Source organism: Mycobacterium sp. (assembly GCF_035653355.1).
GTDB lineage: Bacteria > Actinomycetota > Actinomycetes > Mycobacteriales > Mycobacteriaceae > Mycobacterium.
This window is the reverse complement of record NZ_DASRBZ010000278.1, coordinates 1-21,453: the sequence shown is the minus strand read 5'-3', so window position 1 is coordinate 21,453 and position 21,453 is coordinate 1. Positions and strand designations below refer to the sequence as shown.

22 protein-coding genes and 1 tRNA gene are annotated in these 21,453 nt (G+C 65.9%); 7 read left to right on the top strand and 16 right to left on the bottom strand.

Annotated features, from left to right (window positions below; translation table 11 throughout):
* The 3 genes from VFA16_RS09605 to VFA16_RS09595 form a co-directional block, all read left to right on the top strand.
* Positions 1-826, top strand: an 826-nt coding sequence (locus tag VFA16_RS09605; protein ID WP_324967585.1) for an MBL fold metallo-hydrolase, incomplete at its 5' end; no start/stop codon positions are given.
* A 327-nt stretch (positions 827-1,153) separates the two neighbouring features.
* A complete protein-coding gene (locus VFA16_RS09600; protein ID WP_324967584.1) occupies positions 1,154-1,591 on the top strand; it encodes a type II toxin-antitoxin system Rv0910 family toxin in 438 nt (145 codons plus the stop codon).
* Between the two features lie 81 nt (positions 1,592-1,672).
* Positions 1,673-2,446, top strand: a complete 774-nt coding sequence (locus VFA16_RS09595; RefSeq protein WP_324967583.1) for a VOC family protein — start codon at positions 1,673-1,675, stop codon at positions 2,444-2,446.
* A 27-nt stretch (positions 2,447-2,473) separates the two neighbouring features.
* On the opposite strand, the gene VFA16_RS09590 is transcribed toward VFA16_RS09595, so the two are convergent.
* Positions 2,474-2,917: a cupin domain-containing protein gene (locus VFA16_RS09590; RefSeq protein WP_324967582.1), complete on the bottom strand. Its 444-nt coding sequence runs from the start codon at positions 2,915-2,917 to the stop codon at positions 2,474-2,476.
* Positions 2,918-3,037: 120 nt separating this feature from the next.
* Between VFA16_RS09590 and VFA16_RS09585 the strand changes: the two genes are divergently transcribed.
* The 3 genes from VFA16_RS09585 to VFA16_RS09575 all read left to right on the top strand — a co-directional run bounded on the left by VFA16_RS09585 (position 3,038) and on the right by VFA16_RS09575 (position 5,895).
* On the top strand, positions 3,038-3,469 hold the full coding sequence (locus VFA16_RS09585) for a hypothetical protein (protein WP_324967581.1): 432 nt from the start codon (positions 3,038-3,040) through the stop codon (positions 3,467-3,469).
* A 212-nt stretch (positions 3,470-3,681) separates the two neighbouring features.
* Positions 3,682-4,368 carry a GAF and ANTAR domain-containing protein gene (locus tag VFA16_RS09580; RefSeq protein WP_324967580.1) on the top strand — a complete coding sequence of 229 codons (687 nt, stop codon included), beginning with the start codon at positions 3,682-3,684 and terminating at the stop codon, positions 4,366-4,368.
* 66 nt (positions 4,369-4,434) lie between these two features.
* A complete protein-coding gene (locus tag VFA16_RS09575; protein ID WP_324967579.1) occupies positions 4,435-5,895 on the top strand; it encodes an amidase in 1,461 nt (486 codons plus the stop codon).
* A gap of 103 nt (positions 5,896-5,998) precedes the next feature.
* Here the strand turns inward: VFA16_RS09575 and VFA16_RS09570 are convergent, their stop codons facing one another.
* The 12 genes from VFA16_RS09570 to VFA16_RS09515 all read right to left on the bottom strand — a co-directional run bounded on the left by VFA16_RS09570 (position 5,999) and on the right by VFA16_RS09515 (position 17,518).
* Positions 5,999-7,318: an adenylate/guanylate cyclase domain-containing protein gene (locus VFA16_RS09570; protein WP_324967578.1), complete on the bottom strand. Its 1,320-nt coding sequence runs from the start codon at positions 7,316-7,318 to the stop codon at positions 5,999-6,001.
* Between the two features lie 235 nt (positions 7,319-7,553).
* Positions 7,554-7,626: transfer RNA gene (locus VFA16_RS09565), tRNA-Arg, on the bottom strand.
* A gap of 28 nt (positions 7,627-7,654) precedes the next feature.
* Positions 7,655-8,467 carry an LLM class F420-dependent oxidoreductase gene (locus tag VFA16_RS09560; RefSeq protein ID WP_324967577.1) on the bottom strand — a complete coding sequence of 271 codons (813 nt, stop codon included), beginning with the start codon at positions 8,465-8,467 and terminating at the stop codon, positions 7,655-7,657.
* Entirely contained in the window at positions 8,467-9,537 is a 1,071-nt protein-coding gene (locus tag VFA16_RS09555) for a poly-gamma-glutamate hydrolase family protein (protein WP_324967576.1), read from the bottom strand. The genes VFA16_RS09560 and VFA16_RS09555 overlap by 1 nt, the downstream gene beginning before the upstream one ends.
* 241 nt (positions 9,538-9,778) lie before the next feature.
* Positions 9,779-11,011 carry an Nramp family divalent metal transporter gene (locus tag VFA16_RS09550; RefSeq protein WP_324967575.1) on the bottom strand — a complete coding sequence of 411 codons (1,233 nt, stop codon included), beginning with the start codon at positions 11,009-11,011 and terminating at the stop codon, positions 9,779-9,781.
* A gap of 38 nt (positions 11,012-11,049) precedes the next feature.
* Entirely contained in the window at positions 11,050-12,126 is a 1,077-nt protein-coding gene (locus tag VFA16_RS09545) for a diacylglycerol kinase (protein ID WP_324967574.1), read from the bottom strand.
* Positions 12,127-12,129: 3 nt separating this feature from the next.
* Positions 12,130-12,921: an SDR family oxidoreductase gene (locus VFA16_RS09540; RefSeq protein WP_324967573.1), complete on the bottom strand. Its 792-nt coding sequence runs from the start codon at positions 12,919-12,921 to the stop codon at positions 12,130-12,132.
* A gap of 41 nt (positions 12,922-12,962) precedes the next feature.
* Entirely contained in the window at positions 12,963-15,173 is a 2,211-nt protein-coding gene (locus VFA16_RS09535) for a SpoIIE family protein phosphatase (protein ID WP_324967572.1), read from the bottom strand.
* On the bottom strand, positions 15,170-15,796 hold the full coding sequence (locus tag VFA16_RS09530; RefSeq protein WP_324967571.1) for a SpoIIE family protein phosphatase: 627 nt from the start codon (positions 15,794-15,796) through the stop codon (positions 15,170-15,172). Before VFA16_RS09530 ends, VFA16_RS09535 begins: the two co-directional genes overlap by 4 nt.
* On the bottom strand, positions 15,789-16,199 hold the full coding sequence (locus tag VFA16_RS09525; protein ID WP_324967587.1) for an ATP-binding protein: 411 nt from the start codon (positions 16,197-16,199) through the stop codon (positions 15,789-15,791). The genes VFA16_RS09530 and VFA16_RS09525 overlap by 8 nt, the downstream gene beginning before the upstream one ends.
* Positions 16,189-16,578 (bottom strand): STAS domain-containing protein, encoded by a 390-nt coding sequence (locus tag VFA16_RS09520; protein ID WP_324967570.1) that lies wholly within the window; start codon positions 16,576-16,578, stop codon positions 16,189-16,191. The genes VFA16_RS09525 and VFA16_RS09520 overlap by 11 nt, the downstream gene beginning before the upstream one ends.
* A gap of 34 nt (positions 16,579-16,612) precedes the next feature.
* Positions 16,613-17,518 carry an STAS domain-containing protein gene (locus tag VFA16_RS09515; protein ID WP_324967569.1) on the bottom strand — a complete coding sequence of 302 codons (906 nt, stop codon included), beginning with the start codon at positions 17,516-17,518 and terminating at the stop codon, positions 16,613-16,615.
* 168 nt (positions 17,519-17,686) lie between these two features.
* On the opposite strand from VFA16_RS09515, the gene VFA16_RS09510 reads away from it, so the two are divergent.
* Complete coding sequence (locus VFA16_RS09510) at positions 17,687-18,055, top strand: STAS domain-containing protein (RefSeq protein ID WP_324967568.1); 369 nt, start codon at positions 17,687-17,689, stop codon at positions 18,053-18,055.
* Between the two features lie 19 nt (positions 18,056-18,074).
* On the opposite strand, the gene VFA16_RS09505 is transcribed toward VFA16_RS09510, so the two are convergent.
* Genes VFA16_RS09505 through VFA16_RS09495 form a run of 3 tightly spaced genes read right to left on the bottom strand, consistent with a single transcriptional unit; the run spans position 18,075 to position 21,374 of the window.
* Positions 18,075-19,004: a Ku protein gene (locus tag VFA16_RS09505; protein ID WP_324967567.1), complete on the bottom strand. Its 930-nt coding sequence runs from the start codon at positions 19,002-19,004 to the stop codon at positions 18,075-18,077.
* 37 nt (positions 19,005-19,041) lie between these two features.
* Entirely contained in the window at positions 19,042-19,968 is a 927-nt protein-coding gene (locus VFA16_RS09500) for a carbohydrate kinase (protein ID WP_324967566.1), read from the bottom strand.
* Positions 19,965-21,374: a mannitol dehydrogenase family protein gene (locus VFA16_RS09495; RefSeq protein ID WP_324967586.1), complete on the bottom strand. Its 1,410-nt coding sequence runs from the start codon at positions 21,372-21,374 to the stop codon at positions 19,965-19,967. The genes VFA16_RS09500 and VFA16_RS09495 overlap by 4 nt, the downstream gene beginning before the upstream one ends.
* Positions 21,375-21,453 lie beyond the last annotated feature (79 nt).

Genomic DNA, 21,453 nt, shown 5'->3' with positions numbered 1-21,453 from the left:
GGACGACAGCCCGGGCCGGCTTGCGGTCACCTGGTTCGGCCACGCCACCGCGCTGCTGGAGATCGACGGTTACCGGGTGCTGACCGATCCGGTGTGGAGTCACCGCTGTTCGCCATCCGACGTGATCGGACCCGAGCGGCTGCATCCGCCGCCGATGCAGGTGGATGCTCTGCCCGCCGTCGACGCCGTGGTCATCAGCCACGACCATTACGACCATCTCGACATCGACACCGTCATCGCGCTGGCTCACAGCCAATGGGCGCCGTTTGTTGTGCCGCTGGGTGTGGGCGCGCACCTGCGCGCCTGGGGAATTCCGGACGAACGGATCATCGAACTGGATTGGTTCGAGCGCACCCAGCTGGACGAGCTCACCCTGATCTGCACGCCGGCACGCCATTTTTCGGGACGCTTCTTGAGCCGCAACAACACGCTGTGGGCGTCGTGGGTGCTGATCGGGCCGAACCGCCGCGCATACTTCGCCGGCGACAGTGGCTATACCAAAAGCTTCGCGCAGATCGGCAGCGACTACGGGCCGTTCGACCTGACGCTGATGCCGGTCGGCGCGTACAACAAAGCGTGGCCCGACATCCACATGAGTCCGGAGGAAGCGGTCCAGGCCCACCGGGATGTCACCGGCTCAGGTTCTGCCCTTCTGGTGCCGATCCACTGGGGTACCTTCCGGCTGGCGCCGCACCCGTGGGCCGAGCCGATCGAGCGGCTGCTGCCCGCCGCCGACGCCGCACAGGTTCGGGTTGCGGTGCCCAAGCCTGGTGAGCGCGTGGACGCCGAGGAACCCGCCGAACCGATCCCGTGGTGGCGTCCGTAAGCCGTTGCGTGATGCTCGCCCGCAGCCTGTAAGCCCGCGATCGGTGTCGTACCGCTGAGGCGCACTCGAACACCTTGCCCCGCCCGACACCGACGACGAACCCCAACCGGTCTGATGTGAACTCGACGAGGAGCGAAGGGTCGCTGAACGATTCTTTGCGCCCTCTGCAGAGGCGCTTTGTCGCTGGCCGCTGAACTCGACCTCAATGACCGGCAGGTAGGGTCGGCTACGGAAAGGACGGCGTATGGGGTTCTTGGACGAAGCCAAAGACCTGTTGGCCAAGAACGCCCTGAACGATGACGCCGAACGCGACCAGCAGAACTGACCATGGCGAAACTCTCCGGATCCATCGACGTACCGCTGCCGCCCGAAGAAGCCTGGGCGCATGCCGCTGACCTATCCCGCTACAAGGACTGGCTGACCATCCACCGGGTATGGCGCAGCAAGCTGCCCGAAAAGCTGGAGAAGGGCACCGTCATCGAGTCGATCGTCGAGGTCAAGGGCATGCCCAACCGGATCAAGTGGACGATCGTGCACTATAAGCCGCCCGAAGCGATGACGCTCAACGGCGACGGCGTGGGCGGTGTCAAGGTCAAGCTGCTCGCCAAAGTCAAACCCAAGGGTGACGGCTCGGTCGTCAGCTTCGACGTACACCTCGGCGGTCCCGCGCTGTTCGGTCCGATCGGGATGCTGGTCGCCGGCGCGCTCAAGAGCGATATCCGCGAATCGCTGGAGAGATTCGTCAAGGTGTTCGCCGGAACCTGACGGCGCGCGATGAGTTTGGGTTTCGGCGGCAGTCGGTACCGGTGACCCCGATGACGGGGCCCACCTACCGAGGAGGTCATCGTGACCGTTGGTTACCGCGCCCCGCTGGGAGCGCCCACCTGGATCGAGTTGACGTCGTCTGACGTCGACCGTGCCCAAGACTTCTATGGCACGGTGTTCGGCTGGACCTTTGAAACCGCCGGACCGGAATACGGCGGCTACATCAACGCCGCCAAGGACGGCTGCCCGGTCGCCGGACTCATGGCCAACAACCCCGAGTGGCAGGCGCCCGACCGCTGGACCACCTACTTCCACACCGCCGACATCAACGCGACAGTGTCGGCGCTGACCACGGCCGGCGGCTCGTCGTGCATTGCGCCGATGGAGGTGCCCGCCCAGGGCTTCATGAGCATGGGCACCGACCCCACGGGAGCGTCGTTCGGGCTGTGGCAGCCGCTGGAACACCACGGGTTCGAAGTGGTCGGCGAAGCCGGTGCCCCAGTCTGGCACCAACTCACCACCCGCGATTTCCGCGCGGCTGTCGACTTCTACCGAACGGTGTTCGGGTGGCGGACCGAGCAGGTCTCCGACACCGACGAATTCCGCTACGTCACAGCATGGTTCGGTGATCAACAGCTGCTCGGGGTGATGGACGGCGCCGGCTGCCTGGCCACCGAGGTGCCGTCGACCTGGAGCATCTTCTTCGGCGCCGAAGACGTCGACAAGACCCTGCAGGTGATCACCGACAACGGCGGCGCGGTGCTGCGCGGGGCCGAGGACACCCCGTACGGTCGGCTGGCGGCGGCCGCCGATCCCACCGGGGCGGTGTTCAACCTGTCGTCGCTGCAGAGCTAACGCGGCGCAGCGGGCCTGTCACCAGAGCTACTCCGCGGGCCCGAGACCGAAGTCGGCGTAGTCGAATCCGGGCACCACGACGCAGCTGACCAGGCTCGGCTCGTCGTCGCGGGGACGGGCCCGCTGCCAGTGGCGCGGCGGCACCAGCACCTGGGGGCGCTCGCCGGCCAGGATGTCGCTGCCCAGCACATGCGTTGTGGCGCTTTCGCGTTCGCTTCCGACGTCGAGCAGCAGGGGGCTGCCGCGGTGGTGCAGCCACAACTCGGCGCTGCGCACCGTGTGCCACGCCGAGTGTTGGCCGGGCATGAGTAGCAGCAGGATCGCCGTTCCGGCGCTGCGCGGGCCGGTGTAGTCCGGCGGCAACGTGGACTGGCTGACGGTCACATCGCTGCGCCACGTTTGCCGGAACCAGCCGCCCTCTGGGTTGGGCGCCAGGTCCAGCGGGCGAGCCCAATCCGGGAGCTCGGTCATCGCACCGCCTTGATGTCTGCCTTGGAAGTCTTGGGCTCCACCCTAGAGATCACCACTGAGCGGGCGGCTTGCAGCGTGTGCCAAGGGATGAACGCAGCACCGGAAGTTAGGGTCGCAACCATGAGCCGCCGCCTTCGCCCGGGTTGGCTGGTCGCGTTTTTCGCTGCGGTGGTTGCGGTTAGCGCCTGGCTGCCGTGGTTGACGACCTCGGTCAACGGCGGCGGCTGGGCCAACGCGATCGGCGGCAGCATCGGCAGCCTGCGACTTCCGCCGGGATTCGGCGCCGGCCAGTTGATCGTGTTGCTTTCTTCGACTCTGGTAGTGACGGGCGCGATGGTCGGCCGCGGCCTCTCGCCCAGGCTCGCCTCGATTTCCGCGCTGCTCATCTCGCTGCTGATCGGGATGCTGACATGGTGGTACTACACCATCAACGTCAAGCCGCCGGTGTCGGCCGCTTACGGGTTGTATGTCGGCGCCGCCAGCACCGCTGCAGCGGTGTGCTGTTCGGTGTGGGCCGTTATGTCGTCGCTAACACCGAGAACACCTCCGTGAGCTGCGCCCGCTCGCGGGCGAGCGGGCGCAGCCGAAGGCGGTCCCGCCGGCTCTCGGGCTGAACCGGCGAGACCTGAGTGGACGAACAGGTCGACCTACCCGTCCACCTTGGAGCCACATTGCCCTCGGCGACGATCGACAAACATTGTCGCGGCCAGACACCCGCTATTCATCGTCGGTTTAATGCGGCGTGCGTAGGGAAGTCCGTGCGTGTGGCCGAGTTGTCAAACCACGAGCTGGCGCTGCGCATGGCAGAGCTGGCCCGCTCTATCGCGCCACCGCGCAATGTCGACGAGGTCCTCGTGCGGGTGACGGATGCGGCCGTCGAGTTGATACCCGGTGCCGACACGGCCGGCGTGCTGCTGGTCGCGCCGGGGCGCAGGTTCCAGTCGCTGTTTGGTACCTCGGATCTGGTCTACAAAGTCGATGAGCTGCAAGCGAAATACCACGAAGGTCCGTGCCTCGACGCCGCGGAAGACGAGCTGATGCTGCGCACCGACGACTTCACCAAAGAGCCCCGGTGGCCCAAATTTTCCCGCGCCGTCAGCGAGATAGGGGTGCGCAGCTGTCTTTCCTACAAGCTCTACGCCGGTGACCGCAGCGCGGGTGCCTTGAATGTGTTCGGATTGCGGGCCAACGTATTCAACGCCGAATCGGAAGCGATCGGCTCGGTACTCGGAGCCCATGCCGCGGCAGCGATTATGGCCAGCCGGCACGGCGAGCAGCTCCGGTCCGCGTTGAACAGCCGCGATGTCATCGGCCAGGCGAAGGGCATCCTCATGGAACGGTTCAATGTCGATGCCATGCGCGCATTCGACATGCTGCGCCAGCTATCGCAGAGCATGAACGTACGGCTGGCCGAGATTGCGCAGCGGGTCGTCGATACCCGCGGCGATTGACCAGCTGTCGCTCGTTGGGGCACAGGTCAGCTCATAACCCAGACTGCCGGGCCCATGATGTCGGTCGTGGTAGAACCGGGAGCCATGGGCGGTCTTGCCGACGAGACGCGGTGGATGGATGCCACAGACCAGGCCAAGCTGGTGGCCAAGGGCGAGGTCACGCCCAGCGAGCTGCTGGAGGCGGCGATCGAGCGGATCGAGCGGTCGAACCCGACGTTGAACGCCGTCGTCATCGAGTGGTTCGACCACGCCCGTTCGGTGGCCGCAGATGACAACCTGCCCGACGGCCCGTTTCGCGGCGTCCCGTTTTTACTGAAGGACTTGTACACCAGCTTTGCCGGCCAGACTCTGTCGAATGGCAATGTGGCGTTGAAACAGGCGGCCAAGGTCGACACAGTGGACACGACTTTGGTCGCCCGCTTCAAGGCGGCCGGGCTGGTGATCGCGGGACGGACGAACACCTCGGAGCTGGGCAGTCTGCCGACGGCGCAGCCGGTGGCCTGGGGAGCGACCCACAACCCGTGGGCCTTGGATCGCACGCCGGGCGGGTCCAGCGGCGGGGCCGCCGCCGCGGTGGCGGCAGGAATGGTTCCGTTCGCGAACGCGTCGGACGGCGGCGGCAGCATCCGCATCCCGGCGTCGTGCTGTGGTGTGGTGGGGCTCAAGCCGAGCCAGGGCCGGACCACCGTCGGGCCGGTGCGCACCGAGGCGGGGCTCGGCGTCGAGCTGTGCGTCAGCCGCACCGTGCGCGACACGGCGGGATTGCTCGATGCGGTGCGCGGCCCCGGGATTGGCGACACCGTGATCGCGCCTCCGCCCGAACGGCCATACCTCGACGAGGTGGGCGCAGACGCCGGTCGGCTGCGGATCGGGCTGCTCGACGTCCATCCGCGGGGCGAGTTCCTGCACGACGACTGCGTCTCGGCGGCGCGCGCCGCGGCCTCGATGCTGGAGGGTCTCGGGCACATCGTCGAGCCGGCGTGGCCAAAGTGCCTGGCCGACAACACGTTGCCGCGCAAGTTCATGGCACTCTGGGCCACGCAGATGGCGATGGCGGCGCGCGGAATTGGCGAGAAAATCGGGCGCGAGGTGACGGCAACCGACATGGAGCCGGTGAACTGGGTGCTCGTCGAGCAGGCTCGGCGGCTCACCGCGGTCGACTACGCCACAGCGCAGGAGGCATGCTGGGCATTCCGGCGGGACCTGCAGCAGTGGTGGGCCGACGGCTGGGACCTGCTGCTCACGCCGACACTGGCCGAACCACCGGTGCCATTGACGGAGTTCGAGAACGATCCTGAACAGCCGACGGCACCGCAACGACGCGCCGGACGGTTCGCTGCATTCACGCCGGCGTTCAACCTGAGCGGGCAGCCGGCGATCAGCCTTCCCCTGCACCGCAACGCCGACGGTTTGCCCATCGGCATCCAGCTCGCCGCCGCCTACGGTCGAGAGGATGTCCTCATTCGGGTCGCCTCTCAACTGGAATTGGCCCACCCGTGGTCGTCACACCAGCCAAAGGTTCTCTGACGAAACGGCGGCACAACACGATCTACGTTGAGCCACAATAGGATTCATCAACACAGTCCTCCGCCTCGGCCCGGAGTGGTGTGGGGCTGGGACTGCCGTTGCGCTACGGAGAAGCGACGGCGAAGAGACGCCATTCACCGGGCACGCCCTTGAGCTTATGAGTGCCGCGCTCCTCGAACTCGAGTCCTGACCCGATCACGAGATCGCGCAGCGTGCTTGAAACGAGCACGTCGTTCGGTCCAGCCACGGCGCTCACACGCGCTCCAATATGCACGCCGATCCCACTGATATCATCGCCGCGAACCTCGCACTCGCCCGTGTGCAAACCGGCCCGCACCTCGATGCCGAGCGACTGCACCGCATCGCGGATCGCTATCGCGCAGCGGATCGCCCGCTGCGGGCCGTCGAACATCGCCAGGAAGCCGTCGCCGGATGTGTTCACCTCGCGGCCCCGAAAGCGGGCGAGTTGTGACCGCACGACGGCATCGTGTGCATCAAGCAATGCGCGCCAGTCACGGTCACCCATTTCCGCCGCACGGCGCGTGGAGTCCACGATGTCGGTGAACAGCACCGTGGCCAGCACCCGATCATCGGCGACTTCGGCTTGGTGGCCGGTGAGGAACGCAGCGATCTCCTGAAAGGACTCGCGCCACGGTTCAACGATGTGGAACAGGTTGCGCCCCGGTAGCTCAACGTACTTCGCGCCCGAGATGTGATCGGCGATGTACTTGCCCCACTCGGGCGGGATGAATGGGTTGTCGGCGTGGTGGAGGACGAGGGTGGGCACGCGGATTGCCGGAAGCAGCGCCCGCACGTCCATCTCGGCCATGAGAGGCATCATGCGAGCAGCGGTTCCTGGGCTTGCCGAAAGACGTTCAAACCGGGCCAACGTTGCCCGGATCTCCTCGTTCCACGGCATATCCGGATTCAAGACATGCTGCATCTCCCCCGTGCCCCACACCCCGACCATCGCAGCGAAGACTTCCTCGGGAGCGAGCCCCTCAGCACGCTCAGCCGTCGGATCCGCGTAGCCCTCGAGCGCGATGAACGCGCTTGTGCGGGACGGATGTGTTGCTGCGAACAGTGCCGCTGGCGCGAATGAGCCGACGCCCGCGACGATGACCGCATCGCTACTCCCGAGATCGTCCAATACCGCAGTGATGCTGTCGGCCCATTGCTCCAAGGTCGGCAGCGCGCCCGCAGTGACGGGATCAGACGCGCCCGTACCCGGCTGGTCGAAGAAGATGAGCCGACCGAGCGACGTCATCGCCTCGACCCAGCCTTGGATCGACGGGAGTTCCGGCATGACGTCACAGTTGCTGAACCAAGCGGAGACCACGATGATGTCGCGCGGTCCTTGGGGCGATGCGCGGTAGGCGACGCGCAAGTCCCCGTTCATCGCATAGCGCGTCTCGGAGAACATCGCCGAAGTGTAAGCCGAGGCACGGGTCGATAGATCCGTCACTGGCAATCGCGGTCGTCTTCTCGTCTGGTGGTCCCGTGGACGGGGAGCAGGCCCTGGGGCAGCGGCTGGTGCGGGACTCTCCGGTATCGGCAGTCCTGCGGGACTCTCTCGTGCATCGGTGGCGCGACCTGCGCGTTTGGTGCTGGGTATTGCACGTGGCTTGCACGCACCTATGAAATGCCTGGTGAAAACGTGCCCCCGGCAGGATTCGAACCTGCGACACCGGCTTTAGGAGAGCCGTGCTCTATCCCCTGAGCTACGAGGGCTGACCGGCTCGCAGCTTACCCGCGATGCTCACCGCAGCTCCGCGATCACCTTGGCGAAACCTTCGGCGTGGTTTTCCTGCACGGTGAACGAGGTCAGCCCGTACGTGTCGCGGTACCCGCGCAACCTGTCAGCCATCTCGCGGGGCGACCCGCTCAGCACGGCCGGCAGCTCCAGCAGCTGCTCGTCGGACAATGTCGGCGCATATCTGCGGGTCAACGAAAGGTCAGGCATCCCGGAGTTGTCCGCCGGCACCGCGGTGATCGCGAGGTTCAGTTCGAGATCCCGGTCACCGGCGGCGGCGCGGACGAACGTAATGCGTTCGGCCAGCGGGTCGTCGGCGCCGCGCGGGTTGGCACCGGTGAGCCCGACGATGTCGGCGTGCCGGGCCGCCACGGTCAGCAGCCGGTCGCCGTTGCCGGCGATCAGGATCGGCACGCTTGGCAGGTGCTTTTTGAGGTAGGTCGTCACATGTTCGAGGTAGTCGACGCGCTGTCCCGCGCTGGGATAGGGCAACTCGGCGGCCTCGAATTCTTCGCGCACATAGCCGGCGCCGAGTCCGACTTCGAGGCGGCCATCGCTGAGCAGATCGACTCCGGCGACGTCACGGGCCAGCAGGGCCGGCTTGTAGAAGCATGCGTTGAGCACATAGGTGCCCAGCCGGACGGTGGTGGTGGCCTGCGCGATCGCGGTCAGCGCCGGGAAAGGTGCGGGCGCGCCGAGGTGGTCGGGCAGGTACAAGACGTCGAATCCCCAACTCTCCAGTCGGCGCGCCTTCTCTTGCAGAGCCGCACGCGACTTGACGGCGTGGATTCCGATGGAGAAGCGAAAATCCTTGCTCATCAGCCCATTGCAGACCGTGATTCCCACCTGCGCGCCGCCGCCACCAGACCCTGCACGAGCGCGGACGTCACCGGTGACAGCCCGTCGTCCCCGGGGAGCGGACTGCGCGGGCTGATGCCGCGCACCCGCGCCGACAGCTCCAACTGAACTCCGCCCGCGCGCACCCGGTTGACCGGGTTGTCCTGATGCAGGCCGCGAAGCTCGGGCGGGATGGCGTCCAAGTCGGTGACCACCTGATAGCCCGGCAGGTCGAGGTGGCGGGCCAGGTGGGTCGCCAGCTCGCGGTTGCGGCCGCCGGCCAGTAGTTGCGTGCTGCGCCCGAACCGGCTGTAGCCGTGTAGGGAGATCGCAACGTCGACATGGTCGAGAAATTCGGCAAGCCGCGGCGACTCCTCGGCGCGGAACCGAAGCGAGGACAGATGATGGGGATAACGGTCGGGGTGACGCACCAGATACACCGACGCGTCGGCGGCGTCGGCGGCCCGTTCGGCGATCACGTCGGTCATCTGTTCCAAGCCGCCGCCATGAATGGCCAAAAACCCGAAGCGTGACCGCAGCCGGCTCACCTCAATGACGCCCGGATCGGACAGCAGCGCTGAAAGAGATTGCGGCGCAGCGGAACTCGACGCAGGCGGGCGAGGCCACTGGGACGGGTCCCATCGGCGCAAGTAGTCGACCCAGCGTTTGGGCAGCCGGTGATGTAGCGCGCCGTCGATGATGCGCTCCAGGTAGCCCGGCCGAGGCGCACCCGGCGTCACTCGGTGGTCGATATAGACCCAGGCGGGGAAGGGGCCGTCGTCGGTATGCACGGTCAGCCGGTTGCGGCGGTAGCGCACCGGCACCCCCTCGGCGCTGTCCAACGCGGCGAGGTCATGATCGGACAGCTGCCACAGCACACCATGCACGTGACTGCCGGTGAACGGGTCCACAGTGGCCACCCCGCGTTGGTTGATCAGCCACTCATGGTCGCTCAGCATCGCGGGGCGTGGTTCGGCCGCGTCAGGGCAGCGCCGCGCCATCTGGCGCACACACAGGTTGGACCCGTATGCGAAGTAGGCATGGCGGCGCACCGCCTCAGCTCCTCGTCGTCAGGTGCAGCCCGGAGCTCGACATCGGGCTCCGAGGGGATTTGCAGGTCATCGCCATCAGCTGTGCCGCGACATGCCGGGGGACCCGGCTACGGGCACAGCGTCGACGGTTCACAGGACCGATGTTAGCCATACGAAACGCTGGTCTGGTGGCAGCGCGCGGCGTGGCAAATCGCCCGATCACCGATCTGACGTGCAGATCTGAGCTCAACGGGTGCGGCAGTTACGTGGCCCCGCTCACGGTCAGATAGATCAGCACCACATTGAGCAGGCTGATCATGACGGCGATCATCCAGCCGATGCCGGTGGTCACGCGGTGGTTGGCGTCCGCGCCCATCACCGCGCGGTTGCTGGTAAGCCGCACCAGCGGAAACAGCGCGAACGGGATGCCGAATGACAGCACCACCTGAGACAGCACCAACGCCCGGGTCGGGTCGTAGCCCCACGCCAGAATCAGCATCGCCGGCGTCAGCGTGACCACCCGACGCAGCAGCATCGGCACCGACCGGTACAGCAATCCCTGCATGATCATGGCGCCCGCATACGCGCCCACCGAGGCCGACGCCAATCCGGATATCAGCAACCCGACCGCGAAAAACACGGCGATCAACGGATTCACCGTGTCGCGCACAGCGGCGTAGGCCCCGTCGATTGAACCGGCGCCGCCCCGTCCCGCCATGTTGAGCGCGGCGACCAGCAGCATCGCCGCGTTCACACCACCGGCGACCATCATCGCCAACCCGACATCCCAGCGGGTGACCCGCAGCAGCCAGCGCCGCGGCGGTCCCGCATCGGGATGGCCGTGCCGGTCGCGGGCCAGACCCGAATGTAGATAAACGGCATGCGGCATGACCGTGGCGCCCAAGATCGCCGCGGCCAGCAGCACGCTTTCCCCGCCGTGGAAGTGGGGCACCAGGCCGCCGAGCACCGCGCCCGGCGGCGGTGTGGCGACAAAGAAGCTGGCGGTGAAGCCGATTGCGATCACCAGCAGCAGTCCGGTGATGACCTGCTCGAACAACCGCTGGCCATTGCGGTCGCGGACGGCCAGCAGCAGCAACGACACCACCCCGGTGATCAGCCCCCCGATCAGCAGTGGCAGATCGAACAGGATGCGCAGCGCGATCGCTCCGCCGACTACTTCGGCCACGTCGGTTGCCATCGCCACGAGTTCGGCCTGCACCCAATAGGCCAGCCGGGTGGGACGATTCATCTGCCGGCCGACGGCCTCGGGCAGCGAGCGTCCGGTGACTAGCCCGAGTTTCGCCGACAGGTATTGCACCACCCCGGCCATCAGATTGGCGGCGACGATCACCCACAGCAGCAGATAGCCGAACTGGGCCCCGGCGCTGACGTTGGCTGCCACGTTGCCGGGATCGACATAGGCGATGGCGGCGACGAACGCCGGCCCGAGCAGATACCAGCCCGTTTTCGCGTGGGTCTGGGTGTCCTGCGCCAACTAACCGACTTTCGCTGACTTCAAATAACCCAGTTAGGTTAGCCCGGCGTGTACAGGCCCCGGCCGGTGACCAAAGGCAAGTCCAGGGTGGTGCGGATACCGGCCGGGGCGGCTACCACCGCGGGAATGGCGTTGACGATCCGCATGGCGGTCGCCACCAGCCCGGCGTGGTTGTGATCGCCGCGGCGGCTGCTCAGGCAGACGTCCACCGCGTACGACGGCTCACCGGTGATCTCGATGCGGTAAGAGCCGCCGGGCTGGGCCGGTTGCGGCCAATCCGGGCGCAGGTCTTCGCGCAACCGGGTGACGTGTTCGAGCACCACCGCCGGATGGCCGCCGACCATGCCGAGCACCTCAAACCGCAGCGCCGCCGCGCTGCCCTTGGGAATGTGGCCCGAGGCGATGTCGAAGTCCTCCGGTGCCGGTTCGCGCGTATACCGCTCAGTGACCTCATCGAGCGAAATGCCTAGCCAGGCGGCAAGTTGGCGCACCACCGATCCCCACGCCATGCTCAGCACGCCCGGCTGCAGCAGCATCGGAATCTCGTCGAGCGGCTTGCCGAAGCCCATCACGTCGAACATCACGACAGCGCTGTCGTAGGTGGCGTAGTCGACGATCTCCATGCAGCGCACCTGCTCGATGCTCTGGCAGGTGCCGGCGAACGCCAGCGGCAGCAGGTCGTTGGCGAAGCCTGGGTCGATACCGTTGACGAACAGGCTCGAATTGCCTTCGCGTGCAGCTTCTTCCAGCGGTGAGATGAGCTCCTCGGGGATCACCTGCCACGGGTACTGCAGAAAGACCGGACCGCTGCCGACGACGTTGACTCCGGCCGCCAGGATGCGCCGGTAGTCGTCGAGCGCTTCAGGCAGGCGGTTGTCGGCCATCGCGGTGTAGACCGCGCACTGCGGCCCGGTGGCCAGCACCGCGTCGAGGTCGGTGCTGGCTTGCACGCCGGTCGAATCGTCAAGGCCTACAAGCTCAGCCGCATCCTTGCCGGCCTTGGTGTCGGAGGACACCCACACGCCGGTGAGTTCGAATTCCGGGTTGGTGATCAGCGCTTTGAGCGCGTGGGCGCCGACGTTGCCGGTGCCGATCTGAACGACGCGAATGGCCATGGTTTAGAGGTCCGGGATCGGTAGGTCGAGGTTGGGGAAGGTGAGGCCGCCGTCGACCTCGAGTGTCTTGCCGGTCAGATAGCTACCCGCCGGCGACGCCAAATACACTGCCGCAGCCGCGATTTCGATAGGCTCACCGAGCCGGCGCATCGGTGTCGCCTTCTCCATCGGCTCGCGCAGCTCGTCGTTGGAGGCCACGATTTCGAGCGCTGAGGTGGCGATCGAGCCCGGCGCGATGGCGTTCACCCGGATCCGCGGGCACAGGTCGAGTGCGGCCAGCCGGGTGTAGTGGGCTAGCGCGGCTTTGGCGGTGCCATAGGCAGCGAAACCTCGCCCGGCCAGCCTGCCCATGGTGGAGGTGATGTTGATGATGCTGCCGCCGCCGGAGTGCTCAAGCATCAGCGGCACCGCCGCAGTGGTCAACGCATGCGCGGTCGCGACGTTGAAGGTGAACGCGTGTTTGAGGTCCTTGGTCGACGTGGTCAGCAGCGCGTTGGGCATCGTGCCACCGACATTGTTGACGACGATGTCTAGTTTCCCGAACGCCTCCACGGCCTGGCCGGCCAACTGTGCCGTCGCGTCGGGATGGGCCAAGTCGGCGGCAACCACATGGGCGCGCCTGCCGGTGCCGCGGACCTGTTCGGCGACTTCCTCGAGCTGCGATTGCGTCCGCGACGCGATGACCACGTTGGCGCCTACCTCGGCAAACGCCACAGCGATAGCGGCGCCGAGTCCGCGGCCCGCACCGGTGATGACGGCGACTTTGTCGTCGAGTCGAAAGTTGTCCAGGATCACGGCGACACCGTAACAGGCTTGGCCGCTTTCTGGAACACGTTCTAATTCGACTCCGCCGGCGGTAACCGGAAGCTCATCGTGACCGTCGTTCCGGAGCGGCCGTGCTCCAGATCAACCCGGTCGCTGACGGCGTCGATCAACTTCAGCCCCCGCCCGCCGGGACCGGGCTGCGGGGTTTTCCACGAACCGGAATCGGCAACCCGGGCGCGGATCGTGCCGCCGGCGACGTCGACGTCGACGCGCACCTGTCCGGCGCGTGAGCCCCGGTAGGCGTGCTCGACGCTGTTGGCGCAGGCCTCGTAGACGGCGAGCACAATGTCGGCGGCCAACGGACCGGGTACGGCGCACGACTGCAGCCATGCGGTGAGCCGATGGCGCACATCGGCCAGTTGATCGGCGCTCGCATCGGTTTTGAGTCGCAACGCGGTCTGCGGGCGCCGATATACCACCATCGCGACGTCGTCGTCATATCCGGCTGGCGGGGCCAGCTCCCGAAGCACCTCGTCGGCAACATGGCCGACGAGCGAATTGGCGTTTTCCGCCAAAATCTCTGCCACGCGGGCGATTCCGGCATCGATCGGCTCGTGCTTGCGCTCGACGAGGCCATCGGTGAAGACAATCAGCGTCGAACCCGGCGCCAGGACCTGCGTCGTCTGCGGGCGTCCGTGATCCCGGTGCACCGCCAGCGGCACCGAATGCGCATCGGCCAACAGGGTGGTCCCGGACTCGGGCGCCGCGAGTACCGCGGGTGGGTGGCCCGCGTTGCTGTAGCGCAGCTCGCCCGATTCGGTGTCGAGGATGCCCAAGAACACCGTCGTGCAGTACGCGCCGGGAATCAGCGCCGCCGCCGCGTCGAGGTCTTCGAGCAGCAGCGCGGGTTCAGCACCGGTCAGCAACAGCGCACGTGCCGAGCTGCGCAGCTGACCCATCACCGCGGCGGCCGGAAGGCCGCGGCCCACACAGTCGCCCACCACGATCCCGATGCGGTGGTCGCCGAGCGACAGCACGTCGTACCAGTCGCCGCCGATTTCCAGCGGCGGAACCGCGGGTTCATAGCGAACCGCGAAACCGGCCGGAAGCGCGATCGGCGCAAGCATCGCCCGCTGCAGCGTCAGCGATGTCTCGCGTGCGCTTTCGAATTGGCGCACATGTTGTGTCGCCAGGCCCAGGTGGCCGACAAGCACGGTGACCAGCAGCCGATCCTCGGCGCTGATCCAGCGGGGTGTCGCAAGCTCCAACCACAACGCGACGTCCCCGGTGCCGGAGAGCACCGCGACGATGCCGCGTGACTTGCCTGGCGTATCGGCCCATTCGACCGTCTGGACGGTCAACGGCAGCTGGTGACGCGCCGTTTCAAACGTCTGGCGCAGCAGCGGGTTCAAGTCACGCCAATTGGAGTCGGCGGGTTCGCCCGCTACTTGGACGATCGGGTCGCCGCCGTTGGTCGACCACATCACCGCCACCACCCGCTGCACGTCGAGCGCGACTCGGCACTCGTCGAGGGTGATCGAAAGCACCTCCGCGACGCTCTTGGCCACACCCACGGCGGTGGCCAGGCGCAAAACCGCGTTCTCGCGCGCCGCGAACGCCCGCTGGGCGGTGATGTCGCGAATTGTTCCGACGTATAGGCCTTTTTCGGCGGCATAGTCGGTGACCGCGTTGATGCTGACCGCCACCCACGCCAGGTGGCCGTCACGGTGCCGAATCGGCGTCTCGTACTGGACGCTGCCACCCTGTACCAGCAGGTTTTGTTGGTGACCGGCGGCTTGGTGGTCGACCACCCACGGGTGCGGCCACCGGTAGGGCAGACCGTCGGCGGAGTAGCCGGTGATTTCGGCGAACGCGTCGTTGATCTCGAGGACCGTGCCGCGGTGGTCGGCAACGAAGAATCCCTCCTGCAGCGAATTTACCAACGCGGTGCGAAACTCGTCGCGGTCGGCGAGCTGGTCGGCACGGGCCCGCTGTTCCTCGTAACGCCTTGCGCTGTCGAGGAATCCACGCGTCGCCACGTCCAGCGCGGCCAGCGTCTGCAGCAGGAATTCCAGTGGTGTCGGTGCACCGACGCGCATGTTTGTCGACAATTCGTCGACCAGCCCGAAGTGGTTCTCGACGATGTCGAGCATGCTGATCCGGTCCTGCAGCGCCTGGCGGCCCAGCTCATGTCCGACGGCCAAGGCGGCTTCGTCTTCGCCCTCGAGGTAGCGGCGCAGCGCGGCGGCATAACGGACGTGAAAACCTTCTGTGTCGGTCACGACGGGAAACCCCGGTGACGCGCGGCAAGCACCAACGCGTCGTCGATTTCCTTCGCGTGCTTATCCAGAATTTGTTCAGCGGTCGTCATGGCTGGCCCGGCGAAGTCGATGCTGTCCAAGTAGTCTTCGCAGATACCGTCGCTGGCAACGACAAGTAAGTCACCGGGCCGAATTGCCACCGAACTCGGATGCAAAACCTCAGGTATCCGGTAGCCGACGGTTCCGCTGGCAAGTAGTGCACTCGACCGGACCTCGACACCGCTCGCCGCCTTCGCGACCAGGTTGGCGGTGACGTTGCCCACCCCGATCCAACGCATCGTCGCGGCTTCGAAATCAAGCTGTGCCAAAGTCATTGCCGCACCTCTGGTGTCGGTCAGCGCATGATGGCACAGCTGAAACAGGACCTCCAGGGGTTCCGCGCGCGCGTCGCTGATCACGTCCGCAGCCCGCATCGCCGCTGTCGCGGCTTGTGTTCCATGGCCCAGGCCGTCCAGCACCCCGAACAACGCTGCTTTGCCGCCGATGTCGAGCGCAATCGGATAGTCGCCGCAAATTTCCTCGTCGGGCCGCGGGCGGCGCGCCGCCGCCCACTCGATCGGCCCTAGCCGGCCTTGCCTACGCACCGGACGGAACCCATTTCCACATCTCGACGAGCGTTCCCCGGCCAGGCGTGGATTCCACGATCAACCGGTCCATCAGCCGCCGCGCACCAGGCAAACCAAGCCCGAGCCCGCGACCAGTCGAGTATCCGTCTTCGAGCGCGCGGTCGATGTCGGCGATGCCGGGTCCCTCGTCTTCAGCGCGCACCACCAACGCCTTGCGACCCTCCCGGTCGGCCACCGCTACCCGAACCGCCCCGCGGCCCGCGTAGCTGGTGATGTTGCGCGCGACTTCGGAGATCGCGGTGGCGATCATGGTGACGTCGGTCAAGGAGAATCCGAGATCTCGAGCGAGTTGATGTCCTGCCTGGCGTGCGATGACGATGTCGTCGGGATGACCCACGTCTACGACGATCTCATCCCACACCGTCACGTCCGATCGTCGCTTTTCGACGCGTCAGTCGGCCATTCAGCAGGGCAAGCCCTTCTTCGAGGTCGAGCGCAGTATGCATCCCGTCGAACGCAAGACCCAGCCGAACCATCGCAAAGGCGACCTCCGGCTGCAGGCCGACGATCACGGTGTCGGCACCGCGCAGCCGGGTCATGTGCGCGATCGTGCGCAGCGACCGTGCAGCGAATGAGTCCATCACGTCGATGGCGGTGACGTCGACGATGATGCCTTGGGCCCGGAACCGGTTGACCCTTTCCATGAGGTCCTGGCGGAGTCGCTCGGTGTCGGAGTCGGTGAGCGCGGCCTGGACCGTCGCGATGAGAATTGGGCCTTGCTTCAGGATGGGTACTGGCATGCGAGGCTCCCAGTAGCCCGGGTGGAATCCACTGTTACGCGCTCTGCTCGCCGGTGCGGGTGACTTCGTAGCCCAGCAGGCGTTCCGCCTCCTCGATGCCACCCTGCAGGTCGCCGACCGCGTTCATCTTCGACAGGTCCAGCCCGATCGTCACCAATGTCAGGGCGATCTCGGAGGACAGGCCAGTGATGATGACGCTGGCACCCATCAACCCTGACGCATCGACGGTCTGCACCAGGTGGTTTGCCACCGTGGAGTCGATGGTCGGCACACCGGTGATGTCGATGACGACGACCTTGGCGCGGTTGTTGCGGATGGCCCGAAGCAGTTGCTCGGTGAGTTGCCGGGCCCGCTGGCTATCCAGGACGCCGATGATCGGCAGGATCAGCAGCTGCTCGCGCACCTGCAGCACCGGCGTGGACAGCTCGCGGATCGCCTCCTGCTGCTGGCGGATGATCCGCTCGCGTTCCTGCACGAAGCTGACGGCAACCGTGTTGGCGATGCGGTTGGCCGCCGGCTCGTAGGCGTCGAGCACACGGTTGAGCAGGTCGAAGTCCGATTGATACTTCTCGAACAGCGAGCGGGCAAGCACGTCGCGCAAAAGCAGCACGATCCCGACGACCTCGTCGGTCTCGACCCCCCGCGGGATGATGCGCTCGGACAGGTCGCGGGCGTATGCCTGCAGCGCCTCGACGCTTCCCGTCTCGAGCACCTCGACGTAGTTGTCATATACGGCGGTCGCTTCGGAGAAGAGTTCCTCCGGTGACATCGCGGTCAGCAGTTCGGCCTCGGTGATCCGGCGTGCCCACTCCTCGCGCAAGGCGGTTCGGTTTTGCCGCAGATGCTGAACCAGCTGGGGCAGCAGACCGTCACTGGAGATGCCGGCTGTCGCGGCGGCAGCGGTGGTGGTGGTCGCCAAATCGGTCGGCAAATCAGACATCTAACCTCCTGGCTTCCGCTCGCTGCGCAAAACCTCGAGCCCTTGCAGAGACTAGCGCTAGGATCGGCGCGGGATCGCCTGAAGTATGATTTTTCCAACTCCAAACCACCCCGGATTAGGCTCGGACCGTTCAGCAAAGAGCGATCGACCGCCAGATAAGGATGGCCGTTGTCAGCTACGGATCCGATCACAATTTCAGTTGGGAACCGCGACGGTATAGTCGTGCTCGCCGTCGGCGGCGAAGTCGATCTAGTCACCATTCCGGCGCTGGAAGACGCCATTGGCGGTGTGGTCGCCGACAATCCGGCGGCGCTGGTCATCGACCTCACTGCGGTCGAATTTCTGGCTTCGGCCGGGCTTCGGCTGCTGGCCGCCACGCATGAGGAAGTCAGCAAATCGGCCCCGTTCGCGGTCGTGGCGCGTGGCCCGGCGACGAGGCGGCCAATCCAGTTGACCGGCCTCGACGAGGCCTTTCCGCTGTATCAGACGGTCGAGGACGCCGTAACCGATGTGCGCGACGGCAAGCTCAAGCGCTGACGAGCACACCCTGACATAGTCAGGACTTGGCGCCCGCCTTGGCGGGGGCCTTTTTCGCCGGTGCCTTCTTGGCGGGTGCTTTCTTGGCCGTTGTTTTGGCGGCTTTCTTCGCCGGTGCTTTCTTGGCGGACGCCTTCTTCGCCGGCCCTTTACCGCCATCGGAACGTGCCTTCACGCTGGCTTCCAGCTTGGCCAGCAGGTCGGAGACGTCCTCGGTCTCGTCGAGTTCAGTGGGCTTCTCTTCGACGGTAAACGCTTCTCCGCCTTGAAGTTTCGCTTCAACCAGCTCGCGCAGCTGCTCTTGATAGTCGTCGTGGTAGCGGTCGGGATTGAAATCGTCGGCCATCGACTCGACCACCTGACCGGCCATTTTCAGCTCCGCCGGCTTGATATCGACCTTCTTGTCGAGCACCGGGAAGTCGGGGTCACGGATTTCGTCGGGCCACAACAAGGTGTGCACCATCATCACATCACGCTTGCTGAAGTCCTTGACCCGCAACGCCGCAAGCCGGGTTTTGTTGCGCAGCGTGAAATGCACGATCGCTATCCGGTCGGTATCGGCGAGCGTTTTAGCCAGCAGCACATAGGATTTCGCGGATTTGGAGTCTGGCTCAAGAAAGTAGCTGCGGTCATACATCATTGGGTCGACATCGCTGGCCGGAACGAATTCGAGCACCTCGATTTCTCGACTGCGCTCTTCGGGCAGCGTCGCGATGTCCTCGTCGGTGATGACCACCATTTGGCCATCTTCGGATTCGTAGGCCCGCGCCACATCCCGGTACTCGACGACTTCACCACATACTTCGCACACCCGCTGGTACCGGATCCGTCCGTTGTCCTTGGCGTGCACCTGATGGAACTTGATGTCGTGGTCCTCAGTGGCGCTGTACACCTTGACAGGGACGTTCACTAACCCGAAGGCGATCGAACCCTTCCAGATGGAACGCATACAGCCAGTATGCCCTGAGCAGCCTCTGGGTATGCGTCTAAAGACTTCCCGCCGCGCCGTCGCGGGCCGCTCGATCGGGCAAGTCAGCACCCGCGCGGCCGACCGTCAGCGCCGACAGCAGAGTCGCCGCATCCAATGCCGCGGTCAGGGTGTCAAGCGTGATCTGGCGGAGATTTCCGCGCCGGTCAGCGCCCAACAGACGGGATCGCCATAACCAGTCGATGAGCCCGACCATGAACGCGTCACCGGCACCGACCGTGTCCACCACCTGTACCGGTCGCGCCGTCACCTGGGCCCGGCCGGCCGCACACACCGCAAACGCACCCTCGGCACCAGTCGTCACCACCACGATCGACGGGCCCAGCGCCAGCCATGTGTGGGCGACTTGCTCGGGCGCGCGGTCGGGATCGATCCAGCGCAGGTCCTCGTCGCTGGCCTTTACGACATCGCTGCGCTGCACCAGGCGCTCGATGCGTTCGCGGGCCACGTCTCGGTCGACTATCAGTGCGGGACGCACATTGGGATCCAGGCTCACGGTTGCCGACACCCGATACGCGTCGATGAGCGCCGCGACAGCCAGGCAGCCCGGTTCCTGCACAGCTGCGATGGATCCGGTGTGCACCACAACAGGTGGTGCTGCCGTCGGGATTCCCGAAAGCTGCCAGTCAAGGTCGAACTCATAGTCGGGCAGCCCGCCGTCGGCCACGCTGACTCGCGCGGTTGGTGTCCTGCCGTCAGCTATGCTTCCCGAAACTAGCTGCGCGCCTGAGGACTTCACGTAATCAGCGATACGCCTGCCATGAGCGTCGTCGCCGATGTGGGTCATGAAGTCGACATCGTGACCCAACCGCGCCAGTCCGACGGCGACGTTGAGCGGGCTGCCGCCGACATGCTCACCGGTGATTCGCCCGTCGCGCTCGACGATGTCGATCAACGCCTCACCGATCACCAGTCCGCGGCTCATTGCACGAGGGCCTCCAGTGTGGCCCGAGCTCCCTTGCGGTGCAATGCATCCAGCGCCCAGCGGTATGCCTTGACGAAGCGTGGCTGCTGGGCCAGATCCCCGAACAAGGCGATTTCGATGAACGCGGTGGGATTCTCATGCTGCGACCGGGCAATCGGCAAGAGCGAGTCTGCCAGCTGGTCCACCACCTCGATCGGCTCACCGTGCTCGTCGACGCCCTCGGCGTAGCGCGCCCAGCTGGCCACTGTTGCCGCCGCCAGCCGGACCGGCCCATCGCTTGCCAGGTTGTCGCAGATGACGGGAAGCAGCCATTTCGGAATGCGATCCGACGAGTAGGCACACAGCCGTGCGACCTTGTCGCCCACGCCGGGGTTGGAGAACCGCTCGATCAGCGTGCGGCTGTAGTCATGCAGATCGATCCCGGGCACCGGCGCCAGCGTCGGGATGGCCTCTAAATCGAAGTAGGCGAGCAAGAATTTGGCGAACAACGGGTCGCGTGCCGCGTCGTGAACGAACTCGAAGCCGCATAGGCGGGCGAAGTAGCAAAGGCATTGATGTCCCGCGTTGAGCAGCCGCAGCTTCATCAATTCGTACGGGACGACATCGTCGACCAGCAGCACGCCCGCCTGATCCAGCGGCGGCCTGCCGTCCGCGAAGTCGTCTTCGATGACCCAGGCGGCGAACGGCTCGGTCAGCACCGGCCACCGGTCGGCTACTCCGAAGTCACGCTGAACCGCCGCCGCCATCTCCGGTGTGGTGGCCGGTGTGATCCGGTCCACCATCGAACTCGGGAAGCGGGCGTGTTCCGCGACCCACTCGGCGAGCCCGTGATCCCGGTGCTCGGCATTCGCGAGGACGACTCGCCGCGTCACCTGCCCGTTACTCTCGATGTTGTCGCAGGACAAAATCGTCGGTGCGGCGATCCCGCGGTCGCGACGCCTGGCCAGAGCCTCGGTGATCAACCCGAACGCCAGCCCGTCGGGGTCGCGGTAGCCGCCTTCGGTGATGGTCAGCGAAATGATCCGGGTGGTTGCCGCGGCCAGCAACTCGATTACAGACTCCGGATCGTCGGGCGGGTAGCGGTAGTCGATGATCGAGCCGATCACCCGTGCGTCCCGACTGCAGTCGGGGTACTGCTGAATCAACATGTACAGCCCGTCCTGGTCACGCAGGACGTCGCGCATTGGCCAGTCGGAAGGCAGCACCCCCACTCCGCAGATGCCCCACTCACGCGCCAAGCCTTGCTCCAGCAGCCGGTCGATGTACATGGCCTGATGCGCGCGGTGAAAGTGACCGGCGCCGATATGCGCAATACCGACACCGACGCTGCCGCGGTCATAGCTTGGCGTTGCGATCGGTAGCAGCGTTAGTGCTGCATTGTTCAGTTTCAAGGCACTAGGCACGATGGCACAGCTCCTCCCGGCCGTGACCCGATCAACATCGGGTCGCGGCACCTCTTGAGGTTACGGCGACTGAGCTACAGCC

Excerpts from the sequence above, each read along its gene's own strand:
- VFA16_RS09585 (WP_324967581.1), top strand. The coding sequence starts at position 3,038 with ATGAGCCGCCGCCTTCGCCCGGGTTGGCTGGTCGCGTTTTTCGCTGCG.
- VFA16_RS09545 (WP_324967574.1), bottom strand. The coding sequence starts at position 12,126 with ATGGCCATTCGCGTCGTTCAGATCGGCACCGGCAACGTCGGCGCCCAC.
- VFA16_RS09520 (WP_324967570.1), bottom strand. The coding sequence starts at position 16,578 with ATGCCAGTACCCATCCTGAAGCAAGGCCCAATTCTCATCGCGACGGTC.
- VFA16_RS09515 (WP_324967569.1), bottom strand. The coding sequence starts at position 17,518 with ATGTCTGATTTGCCGACCGATTTGGCGACCACCACCACCGCTGCCGCC.
- VFA16_RS09500 (WP_324967566.1), bottom strand. The coding sequence starts at position 19,968 with ATGAGCCGCGGACTGGTGATCGGTGAGGCGTTGATCGACATCGTCGAG.
- VFA16_RS09505 (WP_324967567.1), bottom strand. The coding sequence starts at position 19,004 with ATGCGTTCCATCTGGAAGGGTTCGATCGCCTTCGGGTTAGTGAACGTC.
- VFA16_RS09570 (WP_324967578.1), bottom strand. The coding sequence starts at position 7,318 with ATGTTCTCCGAGACGCGCTATGCGATGAACGGGGACTTGCGCGTCGCC.
- VFA16_RS09590 (WP_324967582.1), bottom strand. The coding sequence starts at position 2,917 with ATGACCGAGCTCCCGGATTGGGCTCGCCCGCTGGACCTGGCGCCCAAC.
- VFA16_RS09560 (WP_324967577.1), bottom strand. The coding sequence starts at position 8,467 with ATGAGCAAGGATTTTCGCTTCTCCATCGGAATCCACGCCGTCAAGTCG.
- VFA16_RS09600 (WP_324967584.1), top strand. The coding sequence starts at position 1,154 with ATGGCGAAACTCTCCGGATCCATCGACGTACCGCTGCCGCCCGAAGAA.